Source organism: Neptunomonas sp. CHC150, from assembly GCF_030397555.1.
GTDB lineage: Bacteria > Pseudomonadota > Gammaproteobacteria > Pseudomonadales > Balneatricaceae > Neptunomonas > Neptunomonas phycophila.
In genome coordinates this window covers 63,203-74,990 of the sequence record NZ_JAPNXU010000004.1, presented here as the reverse complement: position 1 = coordinate 74,990, position 11,788 = coordinate 63,203, and the positions used below count along the sequence as shown (strand labels likewise).

12 protein-coding genes are annotated in these 11,788 nt (G+C 46.0%); 1 reads left to right on the top strand and 11 read right to left on the bottom strand.

The features are described 5' to 3' along the window. Positions 1-127: 127 nt before the first annotated feature. Together pssA and OW491_RS04440 are read right to left on the bottom strand one after the other, a co-directional pair. Positions 128-889, bottom strand: a complete 762-nt coding sequence (gene pssA / locus OW491_RS04445) for a CDP-diacylglycerol--serine O-phosphatidyltransferase (RefSeq protein WP_075174207.1) — start codon at positions 887-889, stop codon at positions 128-130. Positions 890-950: 61 nt separating this feature from the next. Beyond that, the gene (locus tag OW491_RS04440) at positions 951-1,943 is read right to left on the bottom strand and encodes a patatin-like phospholipase family protein (RefSeq protein ID WP_215151637.1); all 993 of its coding nucleotides are present in this window, start codon (positions 1,941-1,943) and stop codon (positions 951-953) included. A gap of 221 nt (positions 1,944-2,164) precedes the next feature. Between OW491_RS04440 and OW491_RS04435 the strand changes: the two genes are divergently transcribed. Next, on the top strand, positions 2,165-3,586 hold the full coding sequence (locus OW491_RS04435) for a choice-of-anchor L domain-containing protein (protein ID WP_290034833.1): 1,422 nt from the start codon (positions 2,165-2,167) through the stop codon (positions 3,584-3,586). A gap of 21 nt (positions 3,587-3,607) precedes the next feature. Here the strand turns inward: OW491_RS04435 and OW491_RS04430 are convergent, their stop codons facing one another. The 9 genes from OW491_RS04430 to OW491_RS04390 form a co-directional block, all read right to left on the bottom strand. Next, entirely contained in the window at positions 3,608-4,033 is a 426-nt protein-coding gene (locus tag OW491_RS04430) for an acyl-CoA thioesterase (RefSeq protein WP_290034832.1), read from the bottom strand. Between the two features lie 14 nt (positions 4,034-4,047). Then, a complete protein-coding gene (locus OW491_RS04425; protein WP_290034830.1) occupies positions 4,048-4,707 on the bottom strand; it encodes an HAD family phosphatase in 660 nt (219 codons plus the stop codon). A gap of 83 nt (positions 4,708-4,790) precedes the next feature. Then, complete coding sequence (locus OW491_RS04420) at positions 4,791-5,165, bottom strand: polyhydroxyalkanoate granule-associated phasin (protein WP_290034828.1); 375 nt, start codon at positions 5,163-5,165, stop codon at positions 4,791-4,793. Positions 5,166-5,249: 84 nt separating this feature from the next. Then, the gene (locus OW491_RS04415) at positions 5,250-6,104 is read right to left on the bottom strand and encodes a 2OG-Fe(II) oxygenase family protein (protein ID WP_290034827.1); all 855 of its coding nucleotides are present in this window, start codon (positions 6,102-6,104) and stop codon (positions 5,250-5,252) included. Positions 6,105-6,122: 18 nt separating this feature from the next. Next, on the bottom strand, positions 6,123-7,082 hold the full coding sequence (locus OW491_RS04410) for a nucleoside hydrolase (protein ID WP_290034826.1): 960 nt from the start codon (positions 7,080-7,082) through the stop codon (positions 6,123-6,125). 89 nt (positions 7,083-7,171) lie between these two features. After that, entirely contained in the window at positions 7,172-8,071 is a 900-nt protein-coding gene (locus OW491_RS04405; RefSeq protein WP_290034825.1) for a ribokinase, read from the bottom strand. A gap of 45 nt (positions 8,072-8,116) precedes the next feature. Next, positions 8,117-9,091: an ABC transporter permease gene (locus tag OW491_RS04400; protein WP_290034824.1), complete on the bottom strand. Its 975-nt coding sequence runs from the start codon at positions 9,089-9,091 to the stop codon at positions 8,117-8,119. Continuing rightward, complete coding sequence (locus tag OW491_RS04395) at positions 9,088-10,194, bottom strand: ABC transporter permease (RefSeq protein WP_290034823.1); 1,107 nt, start codon at positions 10,192-10,194, stop codon at positions 9,088-9,090. Before OW491_RS04395 ends, OW491_RS04400 begins: the two co-directional genes overlap by 4 nt. Continuing rightward, entirely contained in the window at positions 10,191-11,777 is a 1,587-nt protein-coding gene (locus tag OW491_RS04390; RefSeq protein WP_290034821.1) for an ABC transporter ATP-binding protein, read from the bottom strand. The genes OW491_RS04395 and OW491_RS04390 overlap by 4 nt, the downstream gene beginning before the upstream one ends. Positions 11,778-11,788 lie beyond the last annotated feature (11 nt).

Sequence of the window (11,788 nt, the reverse complement as noted above, 5' to 3'; positions counted from 1 at the left end):
AAAGGCCAAAAAATAAAGGCACCCATAAAAGGCGCCTTATATTGATCATTAAATAAACAAAAAGGGTTATTTAGCATCAATTCGTTCATCCCTGATTGACGCTTTACCCCCTGTCATTGCTCAAGCATCAAGCTTTACGCCATTTTCGCCACACCCAATAAAGAGGCCCCGTAGCTGCATAAACAAAAAACAACAAAGATAAGAAGAAAGAAGGCTCGATTGAGATAATACCTATGACCAGTACGATACAAGCAAGAATGATGAAGGGCACTTTGCCTTTTAGGTCTATATCTTTAAAGCTGTAATACAAGACATTAGAAACCATCAGAATGCCTGCTGCCGACACAAATGCCGCTATAAGATAAGCATAAGGCGCGGGATCTATATCATGAGCGGTCGCCGACCAAACTAACCCTCCAACAGCCGCTGCTGCTGCCGGTGAAGGCAGCCCAACGAAATAGCGCTTATCAGCAAAGCCGAGCTGTGTGTTAAAACGAGCTAAACGAAGTGCCGCACCGGCCACATAAATAAACGCTGCAAACCAACCTAGCTTACCTAAATCCCCTAAAACCCAGCTAAACGTAACTAAGGCTGGGGCCACACCAAAAGACACCATATCCGAAAGCGAGTCATATTCAGCACCAAAAGCACTGGATGTATTAGTCATTCGCGCAATACGACCGTCTAGCCCATCAAGAACCATAGCTACAAAGATGGCAATAGCAGCCACTTCAAACTGCTGATTCATACCAGCAACAACAGCATAGAAGCCAGAAAAAAGCGCTCCTGTCGTGAACAAATTAGGTAATAAATAGATACCCCGACGAGGTTTTCCTGACTCCTCTTGCCCAGACTCTTCTATGTTCTTTGACTGCTCTTCTACACTCATTTGATACTCACTTATTTTAACTGGTGAATTATTCTACCGCTTGAAATGCCACTTCGATACGCTAGGCGCCAAACAATGCGCTAATATCACAACTCGCCCTACGACCTATGTCATTTTGATGCTGAGACAGCCATTGCTCTGCCGTGTTCTGACCCGCCAAGAATAGCGCCTCAAGGAAACCTTTACGGGTATTATATTTACTCGCTTGATCCAAGCTAGAAAGATACGCTTGATTCTGAAGAATATGAAGCCGCATTTTTTGTAACTTCCATGCCTTCGTACCCGGGACAAAGCCAAAAGAAACATTTTCTCGAAACTCAGCAATGGCTCGCATTTCTCTCATAAAGTGTGCTTGAAAACCAAGCTCAGTGACACGTTCAGCAATTGCCTCAGCGCCCGTTGGCAGCGCATCTAAATCTAAGGTTTGCAATAGAACAATAAGGATATCCTTACTTGAACAATCGTAAATCAACGGAAAGATAGCTGGATTACCCGCAAACCCACCATCCCAGTAATACTCGCCGTCTATTTCGATAGCTTTGTGTATCTTAGGTAAACATGCCGACGCTAGCAGGTGGTTAACAGATAAGACAGACTCCCTGAACAACGCCAGCTTACCTGATCGAACAGCGGTAGCGGCTATATATAAACTGAATGGGCTTTCTTTTGAAAGCGCCTCAAAGTTTACTAATCCAGAGAGCATGTCTCGCAGTGGATTTATATCAAGCATATTGATGTCATAAGGGGAGATATACTGCATTGTATGCAACCACCAACGCGTTAAAGAGCTCTCTACTCCCTCAGGAAGCAGTAAGCCAAAGCCTTTTGAAGAAACGGCTCCCCAAAATGCGGATAACTGTTCCTTTGCCCCCGCCCTTCCGTCTTTTCTCCAGCCTTCTGCCAACATTACCGCATTCATCGCCCCAGCGCTCGTACCGGTAACCCCTTCAAAATCCAACCAAGGCTCATCCAACAGGCGATCGAGGACTCCCCATGTAAAAGCACCATGAGCGCCGCCACCTTGTAACGCCAAATTAATAGTTCGAGTCTTCATTATCTAAAACCTCTGCTGTTTTGTGCGCCGCACAACACACAATACCACCGAACTCGATCAACACCAGCCACAGCATTCAAAACAGAAAGGCCTTATATTTACTGTCAGAATTATTTACATTCGATTAGTTTGTTTAAATTAAGACCCATAATATCAAACACTTAGGTAATGGCATCAATATTGCTAGAACCAATACACAATAATATGAGAGGTAAAGCGGAATGAAAAAAGGAAGTTTTGGTAAGTATCTGCTTAGTGCAAGCTTGCTATCAGTAGGCATTAGCAGCGTCGCAACAGCCAACGAGATCACGCTAGGTGTAGCTGAATTAACAACTCTCTCTGACGCAGAAATATTGGCACAAGCCCTTATTCAGGACGGAATCACATCTATCGATAGTGTGACTTACACAGGTGCGCTGGGCGCATCCGGCCTATTTACTGGAGGTAGCGCGGCCATTGGCATCGAAAAAGGAGCCATACTCACTTCTGGTAATGTTATTAATGTCCTAGGTCCAAACACAAGTAGCTCAGCCGGATCCAGCAACGGCATGCCGGGTTCCGCGTTGTTAGACACCCTTATTGAATCAAGCACTCCTAGCGGCGGGGAAGGGGAATTTCCGGGCTCTGAATTTCCAGAAGGAGAGATCCCGGACTTTGAGATTCCTGAAATAGACCAACCTATCGACGATTTCCCAACGTCAGGTACATTAACGCATGACGCGTCGATACTAACATTCGATTTTACGCCTCAAGGTGACCAGCTCGAATTCTCATACGTTTTTGGCTCAGAAGAATACCCCGAATTTGCAAATAGCTCTTTCAATGATGTGTTCGGCTTCTTTGTCAACGATGTTAACTATGCATTATTGCCAGATGGCAGCCCGGTTGCTATCAACAATGTTAATGCAGACCGTAATAGCGAGTTCTATATTGACAATACCAACGAACAACGGGATACGGAGCTAGACGGCTTAACTACCGTACTGTCCTTCGCAGCTCCGGTAAATCCAGGTGTATCGAATACCATTACCTTGGCCATTGCTGATACGAGTGATGATGCTTACGATTCAGCGGTATTTATCCAAGGGGACTTTTCATCATCCGTATCTGATGGCGCGGCAGCAGGCTCTACACAGCTAAACCCGCTCATGCCTGATGAGATCAATGAGGCAACGGGCGGCTTTTCATTTACATTCGAAAAGTCTGATGAAATGATCTTTATCGATCCAGAGGTTGCTATTGGCTACACATATGAAATGCTGTCCGACAACACCTTTGAATCTATCCTACTTCCACTGATTGGTGATGGTGAGTACATCCTTAGCATCTATGATTCAGTAATCGGTGACTTTGTCGGCAACTTCCAACTAGAAGACGGCGTGATTTACGATTTCGATACCTTCACAAGTGAAGATGTAACTCTTTTCCAAATTTTAGGAATTGAAACCACCGCAGCACTAGACCCGACTGATACGACAGCTTTCATTACGGGTTTAACTTTTGGTGGCCCAAGCAACATAATCAATATGACACAAACGCCTATTGTAGCTAATGTCCCAACTTCGGATGTTCCGGCGCCGATGACACTGGCACTCTTTGGCCTTGGATTAGCGTTAATCGTTAGACGGAAAGTGATCGCATAGGGTCGATGTGCTACCGCCTGATCACGCTTTATTAGGCGGTAGCATATTTAACCACTCTGGTACGAAAGGACGCCCTTTTTCGGACAGTGCCGTACCGATGACAAACGCATCTACACACACCTTAGCATCATGACTTCTGATGACCTGCTGGCGAAAACCAAACTTTACTTTGCTGACACGCTCAGGCTTCACCGAAACACGAAATAAATCTCCTGAATATAATGAGCTCTTATAATCCAGTTCTGAACGCACCACGACTAAATTGATACCTTGTTTCGCAAGTCCGGCCACATCAATATTTTTTGACAGCATGTATTCATGCCTTGCATGCTCCAGATAGTTGAAATATACGCCATTATTCACAATTCCTTGCATATCGAGCTCATAATCACGCACTTTCATTTCAATTGAAAATATCTCAGATGCATCTGTTATCTCCGTCTCCACTATTACCTCCTTCGCTAAGCATCTAGTTGCGCTAAAATCCACGCCTTCGCATCAGCAAGATTTTCTACTTCAATAGCTGCTCGGGAAAAATCATGAGTTGCTGAATGCTGATTCCTAATTGCTACAGTGGCTATACCGGCCGATGCGGCAGCATTTGCACCGCTTTCGGTGTCTTCAATCGCAATCGCTTCATGCCCTTTAACACCCAACAACTCAAGTGCTTTTAAATAACTATCCGGATGTGGTTTATTGAGCAATACATCATCTCCGGTAACCACATGCGAAAAAAATGAATGCCATTGATGGCTATCGAGTGTGGCATCTATACAAAAGCGCTGCGAACCACTCACTAACGCAATCGGTAGGCGGCTAGCGCATTCAGCTAGTAGCGCTTCTGCACCTGGTATTTGAGGAAACGATGATGTTTTTAAGAAAGCTCGCGTTTGGTCTAACTTTAACTGGACGAGCTGCTCTGAAGTGATAGGTATAGGATATTGTTTACACAGCTCATCCGCTGTTTTCTCTGTAGGAACCCCCAAAAAGAGGTCTGCATACTCTTTATCCGAAACCGAAACGCCAAAAGGTGATAGCACTGTCTGCCATATCGCCAAATGGGAGCTTTCCGAATCAACTAACGTCCCGTCATGATCAAATAAGATGGCTTTGATTGTCATATGAACTCCCTGTTACCACATACTGCATAGAGCAAAGTGTAACAGAGAGAATATGACAAAACATGAAAGCCTTCTTTACAGGCTTATCCTAACCGCTTAGCGTTTGATACAGCACGCCGATGAATAGGAGCAAGCCCTTTGGTTGCTAATTTGTGTGTAGCATCTTGATAAGCTTGATAAGTGTCTAGAGGGTCGAAGGGGGTGGTCGTGCGGGTGACATCTAAACTTGCACGAAAAAAATCTTGCTGAAAACCAAAGAGAACTTTCGATACCGCTTGCCACGATTCAAAAAAAGCTTCTACTTTTTCTTCTCCCATTCGATAAAACTCTTTCTGATCTTTAGCTGAAGGGGATCCGCCCGACATCATCATTTTAGTAACGCGGGCATTAACAACAACTGGCACAGCAAAGGCCAATTCGAAAAGCTGCACTGGCAGCGCTTGGTGATTTCTAGACATGCTTATTATCCTCCGGATAATGATTAAACTGTCAATCTCATGGCTACCGATGTGAACTATTGAAATACAGCGATCTATGTCGCTTTAGATTACTCCTAATTCTTTTAAACGCTCCTGCAAATATTCACCGGCAGTAAAACGTTCAGACAACCTGACGTCTGGCCGCGGGTGTAAAAATAGAGGCAGTGATATACGAGACCGGGATTGGCCTTGTCCCTCAGGATTAACAACTCGATGAGTCGTAGAGGGAAAATAATGCCCTGATGCCTCTTGCAGCATATCACCTATATTAATAATTAGATTGCCAAATTCGCAGGGAATATCCAACCACTCTCCTGTTTTACTCAGCACCTGCAGTCCAGGCTCATTTGCCGCCGGCAAAATAGTTAACAAATTAATATCTTCGTGCGCTGCAGCTCTGATAGCCCCGACCTCCTCATTACCTCTTAACGGCGGATAATGAAGAATACGTAACAGCGTCTGTTCACTGGAGGTGATCATATTAGTCAGCGGCTCATTATAGTTTTGCGACACACTAGCTGGGCTGTATTTTTCAACCCAAGTTAACAACAACGCTGCCAGCTGAGTCGCTTCTTTATAATATTGAGTCAGTGCTGGGCGAAGCTCAACAGGACATTGCCCCCAGGGATAAAAGTGGTAGTACTCTTTTATATCCTTGACCGTATTGCCTTTAGCGGTCTCAGATACGCTCGCCGGGAAAAAGCCATCCTGCTTGCCTTTGTTGTAAAGAAAGTTCTGCTTGTCGGTACTATTAAAGAAGTCCTGCCACTGTTGATAAATTGACTCCACCAACGACTGCGATATTGGATGGTTCTTTAGGACTCCAAAGCCTGTTTCCCGCAATGACTGTACAAAACGTTGCTGCGCATCAGGATCATTAAAATCTATAGCTTGTAATAACGTTTTATCTGCATGCATCACTTAATGCCCTGTGAGTTATGACTGCCAAGTACTATTAGTCAGCGCAGTTTTAAATAAAGTGATAAGTCGCTGATCGTCAACCGTCATGCAGGCGGTTTGTTTGGGGCGATCTTCCCAAAAATTTAAAGGGTAGGGGATGCCGTACCGACTCATAATCGTTTGGCCAATAGCAACACCCTCTGTAGCCACACAAACTTCTCCGCTTTCGGTACCAAATATATTGGGTTCAACCACATAAGCTACCGCAGAGACATCGTGAGCATAGCAACCGTTAATATGGCGCACACTGCTGTAAAAAGCGGTGTAAAACTCCGCGGCATCGTGCATAAACTGCCCCACTTTCGGGTTGTTATCACGAATCTCATCAAAGAGCTCAGGACTTAATACCACTTGATGCGTCACATCAAGCCCCACAATAACAACAGGCCAATGAGCCGCCATCACTTTTTCTGCCGCATGAGGGTCAGACAAGATATTTGCCTCGGCTACGGGCGAAACATTACCATCCGTTGCTATCGCCCCTCCCATGATCACGACCTGCTTAACTTTAGAAGTGATACTAGGATCAAGCTTAAGCGCTGTCGCTAAGTTTCCTAGCGGCCCAACAGCCACCAGCGAGATCTCGTGTGGGTAACGGTTTACCTGTTCCACGATAAACTCGGCAGCACTGCTAGACACAGCTTTGCGTTTTGGAGCCTCTAAATCCAGGTTACCAAAGCCATCAGCGCCATGCACAAAATCAGGAAAAGGAGCCAGAGCTTTAACCCATGGTGTAGACACACCCTGAGCTACTGGGATATCTAAGCCTGCCATTTCAACCAAAGTAAGCGCGTTTTGCGTAGCTTGAGCAACAGATACATTACCAAATGTTGTTGTTAACCCAAGCAGCTCAATCTCCGGATGTGCCATAGCGGTAAAAATAGCCATAGCATCATCAATACCCGGATCTGTATCTAAAATCATTTTATGAGACATACGTTACCTATTAACTTTGAAACTTTATGAGGAAACAACAAAAACCAACGCATTCATTGGGCATTTTCAATGAGCCTACACTCACCGGATTACGATAAAAAATCTTCAACTCTACTTTTCAGTGGAATACTGGTAGAAGCACCGGATGTTTGCACAGCTAACGCCGCCGCGGCAGACGCCTGATGCAAACAGGCCTGAGGCGCTAGGCCTGATACAATCGACGCTAATAAATACCCGAGAAATGTGTCTCCTGCGGCGGTTGTATCAACTACCTCAACATCAAAAGCATTCACAAAAAAACGCCCGGCAGGACCACACCACAAAGCCCCTGAACTACCCATGGTGACAACAACCTCCGTATCAGGCAGCTGCTTTTCGATATATGTCATTAACATCTCGGGAGACGACATTAAGCCTTCGCACTCCGGGAAAAGTTGAACCATTTCAACTTGATTCAGGACCAGCAAAGCTAATTGCTCAAGGGGTAGCAAAGTTATATCTTTACTTAACGGCGATGGGTTGAAGGCAACGCGCACCTTACGTTTTATTGCAGCTTCCATAGCATAACCAGTCAAGCTACACTCGTTTTGCAGTAATAACCAATCCCCCGCTACAAGCCCGCGAAAAAGCTCATCCAAATCGGCCTGCGTGAAACTTTGATTAGCACCACCATACAACAGGATACTGTTTTCGCCAGCGGCATCTACTTGAATAATAGCATGTCCGCTAGGCTGATCAGTGACATCAACCAACTGACAATCAACTCCCGAAGCGGCTATTTCAACCTTAGCCCACTCATCTCCTGCACCCAGACGGCCAATATGTGACACACAAGCACCAGCGCGGGCCAACGCAATAGATTGATTGGTCCCTTTCCCGCCCAAAACACGCTGATAATGAGTGCTGGCAAGGGTTTCTCCGGGCTGCATCCAGTGCGGTACCTGATACACGTGATCAATGTTTATAGAGCCGTAACAATAAACCTTCATATTAACCCATTAATAGTTAGTGGAAGCGGCTAGTTAACAGCCTAATCACCGCTCTTTGCTGTAGGGAATGCCAATCGCTTTTGGAGCGATAGCGCGGCCAATAAAACCTGCCAGTAATATAACAGTCAGAATGTATGGCAGCGCCTGCATAAGCTGCACCGGAATTTCACCTATGATGGGTAATTCAACGCCCTGTAACCTAGCTGCCAGCGCATCAAGAAAGCCAAACAGTAAGCATGCCAACATGGCTTGAGTAGGGCGCCACTTACCAAAAATTAACGCCGCCAAAGCGATATATCCTTTACCTGCAGACATATCCTTCAAAAACGCTGCATTTTGGGCCGTCGACAAATATGCCCCAGCTAAACCACACAGCAGTCCAGCACAAATAACAGAGCGATAGCGAAGCCAGGCTACCGAAATGCCCGCGGTGTCAACCGCTTGCGGATTTTCACCAACAGCTCTTAAACGCAGGCCAAACCGTGTGTTATAAAGCACCCAAGCCGTTAAAGGAACGGACAGAAAAGCCATATAAACCAATATGTTGTGACCACTCAACAGTTCACTATACACAACTCCAATGATCGGCAAATCAGCAACTGAGTCGGCGCCGGGCAAGGTGATAGCGGCGAAACGAGCGTCTGCTTCTAAGGCGGGGGTTTGGCCTCCTCGCTGAAACCACGCAATACCTAATGCCACCGTCAAACCTGAAGCCAAAATATTGATCGCCAAACCACTCACAACCTGATTACCTTTGTGAGTTATACATGCAAAGCCGTGCAGTAAAGCCATCGCAACAGATACACTTAACGCACAGAACAGCCCTAGCCACACTGAACCGGTTACAGCGGCCGTTGCTGCTGCAGCAAAAGCTCCGGCGAGCATTTTCCCTTCTAGCCCAATATCAACAATACCTGAGCGTTCAGAAAAGACACCCGCCATGGCGCAGAAAATCAAAGGAGCCGATAACCGCAAAGTAGCATCAAGAGCCGATACAGCAATTAGCAGCGCATCATTCATAGTTCTTTCTCCACTGATACCCGAGCAAAGATTCGCTCTAAAGTAGGCCGAACCATATACGCTAAGGCCCCACAGAAGAGAATGACTAATCCTTGAATCACAACGACCAGATCGCGTGTAATTGTTGAGATTTCAAAGGACAATTCGGCACCCCCTTGGAATAAAGCGCCAAACAGCAAGCTTGCAACAATAATACCCACAGGGTGATTACGGCCCATTAAAGCCACAGCGATACCTGTAAACCCCGCCCCAGCGACAAAATCTAACACGACACGCTCTTGAGCTCCCATCACCTCGTTGATACCAACCATAGCGGCCAAACCACCAGATATGCACATAGTCAAAACAACCATTCGGCGCGTATTAATACCGCTGTAGATAGCCGCTTGCTCATTGAAGCCAATCATGCGAATGGCGTACCCCCAACGGGTATGCCAGATAAAAAGCCAAACAAATACACAACATATCAGCGCTAAAAAAAGTGACACATTCAACGGGCTGGAAGCAATATCCATCCCCATCGCACCAAAGACTTCGTGCATGAAAGGAAGGGTTGCATTATCCGCAATACGACGTGATTCAGGAGACATCGCGCCCGGCTGAATTAACACATTAACGAGAAGATAAACCATTAAAGCGGATGCTATAAAATTAAACATAATAGTAGTGATAACAATATGGCTACCACGATATGCCTGCAGATAGCCGGGGATATATGCCCAAAGCGCCCCAAAAAGAGCCCCCGAAAAAATAGCCAGCGGCAGCAATAAATACCAAGGTAACCAAGCATCCAGTGCCAAGCACATTACCCCAACGCCCAGCCCTCCAATGTATGCTTGCCCCTCTCCACCTATATTGAATAAGCCCGCATGAAACGCAATTGCAACGGCTAAACCCGTAAAAATAAAGTTTGTGGTGTAGTACAAGGTATAACCAATACCCTCATCATAGCCAAAAGCCCCCATCAACATAATATTGACCGCTTCTAACGGATTTTCACCGATCAACACAATGACACCAGCGGCGACAACAAACGCAAGTAGCACATTAATCAATGGAATTAAGGCGATATCGACCCAAACAGGTAATGTTTTTTGGCTCATGAGCGTATCTCCGAGGTCGAAGAAATACCCATCATCAAACCTAAGCGTTGCGCATCGGCTTCATTGGACTCCATTTCTCCCACAATACGGCCCTCTGACATCACAACAATACGATCACATAGAGACATGACCTCTTCCAGCTCAACAGAGACTACGAGAATGGCGCTACCGGCATCACGCAGCTCAACAAGCTGTTGATGAATAAACTCGATCGCTCCGATATCGACTCCTCGTGTAGGCTGTCCAACCAATAACACTTTTGGCTGATGCTCCATTTCACGAGCAATACACAATTTTTGCTGATTGCCGCCAGAGAAATTAGCCGATTTTAAATGAGGATCAGCAGGCCTAACATCAAACTGCGCCATTAACGTCTCGCAATGCTCTGTCACGCGGGAGCTGCTCATTAATCCCAAAGCGCCCGCCACCCCGGAAGACTTGTACGCGTCAGATTCTTCAAACCCCATGATCGCTGTCTCCCTGGCTGAAAAAGCACTCACCATCCCCATTCGGTGACGGTCTTCAGCCACATGCCCAACACCTAAATGCCGAAATGACTTTGCATCGAGTAATGAGGTGGCATCAACACGTGTACCACACACATTTAAATGCCCCTGCTGAACGGGAGCAATACCCGCTAACAAAGATAAAAGCTCGGTTTGACCATTTCCAGACACCCCAGCCACCCCGACTATTTCACCGGCACGCAACTGAAGATTAATTGACTTTAAGCGCTCAACTCCACGCGGGTCAGTCCAAGAAATATCCACTACATCTAACAACGTTTGCTGAGGGTTTGCAGGTGATTTATCCACGTGCAACAGTACTTTGCGACCTACCATCAGCTCGGCTAACTCTTCTTTAGAAGTATCCACCGTTGTTCGCTCAGCCACCATGGTACCGGCTCGCATTACTGATACTTTATCAGTAATTGCCAACACCTCCTGCAGCTTATGCGTAATCAATAAAACACTGACACCCTGCTCACGCAGCGTATTGAGGATATCGAATAACTGCTCTACTTCTTGAGGAGTCAGGACACCGGTAGGTTCATCAAGAATGAGTACTTCGGCTCCACGATATAACGCTTTTAGAATTTCCACGCGCTGCTGCAACCCGACTGGGAGATCTCCAGTAATCGCATCGGGATCTACCGCTAAACCATACTGATCTGATAATGCAGCAAGCGCTTTGCGCGTTTGGCTGACACTGGTCGCTAAAGAGAAACTTTTTTCTGCTCCCAGCATCACGTTTTCTAAAACGCTAAAGTTATCCACCAGCATAAAATGCTGATGGACCATACCAATACCAACGGCGATCGCATCGTTGGCGTTCTTTATATCAACCAACTCTCCTTTGACAGAAATAGAACCCGAGTCCGCTTCATAAAAACCATAAAGGATACTCATTAATGTCGACTTTCCGGCTCCATTTTCACCTATGATTCCATGAATTTCCCCACGGGCAACCGTCAAATCTACGTCATTGTTAGCTTTAACTGCACCAAAACGTTTAGAAATCCCCCGTAAGGCGATAGCCGGAGCACACGAGGTTGAGTAATCATCTGGGATTGGCGAGTGCATGTTTGCTCACC

Excerpts from the sequence above, each read along its gene's own strand:
- pssA (WP_075174207.1), bottom strand. The coding sequence starts at position 889 with ATGAGTGTAGAAGAGCAGTCAAAGAACATAGAAGAGTCTGGGCAAGAG.
- OW491_RS04440 (WP_215151637.1), bottom strand. The coding sequence starts at position 1,943 with ATGAAGACTCGAACTATTAATTTGGCGTTACAAGGTGGCGGCGCTCAT.
- OW491_RS04435 (WP_290034833.1), top strand. The coding sequence starts at position 2,165 with ATGAAAAAAGGAAGTTTTGGTAAGTATCTGCTTAGTGCAAGCTTGCTA.
- OW491_RS04425 (WP_290034830.1), bottom strand. The coding sequence starts at position 4,707 with ATGACAATCAAAGCCATCTTATTTGATCATGACGGGACGTTAGTTGAT.
- OW491_RS04420 (WP_290034828.1), bottom strand. The coding sequence starts at position 5,165 with ATGTCTAGAAATCACCAAGCGCTGCCAGTGCAGCTTTTCGAATTGGCC.
- OW491_RS04415 (WP_290034827.1), bottom strand. The coding sequence starts at position 6,104 with ATGCATGCAGATAAAACGTTATTACAAGCTATAGATTTTAATGATCCT.
- OW491_RS04410 (WP_290034826.1), bottom strand. The coding sequence starts at position 7,082 with ATGTCTCATAAAATGATTTTAGATACAGATCCGGGTATTGATGATGCT.
- OW491_RS04405 (WP_290034825.1), bottom strand. The coding sequence starts at position 8,071 with ATGAAGGTTTATTGTTACGGCTCTATAAACATTGATCACGTGTATCAG.
- OW491_RS04400 (WP_290034824.1), bottom strand. The coding sequence starts at position 9,091 with ATGAATGATGCGCTGCTAATTGCTGTATCGGCTCTTGATGCTACTTTG.
- OW491_RS04395 (WP_290034823.1), bottom strand. The coding sequence starts at position 10,194 with ATGAGCCAAAAAACATTACCTGTTTGGGTCGATATCGCCTTAATTCCA.
- OW491_RS04390 (WP_290034821.1), bottom strand. The coding sequence starts at position 11,777 with ATGCACTCGCCAATCCCAGATGATTACTCAACCTCGTGTGCTCCGGCT.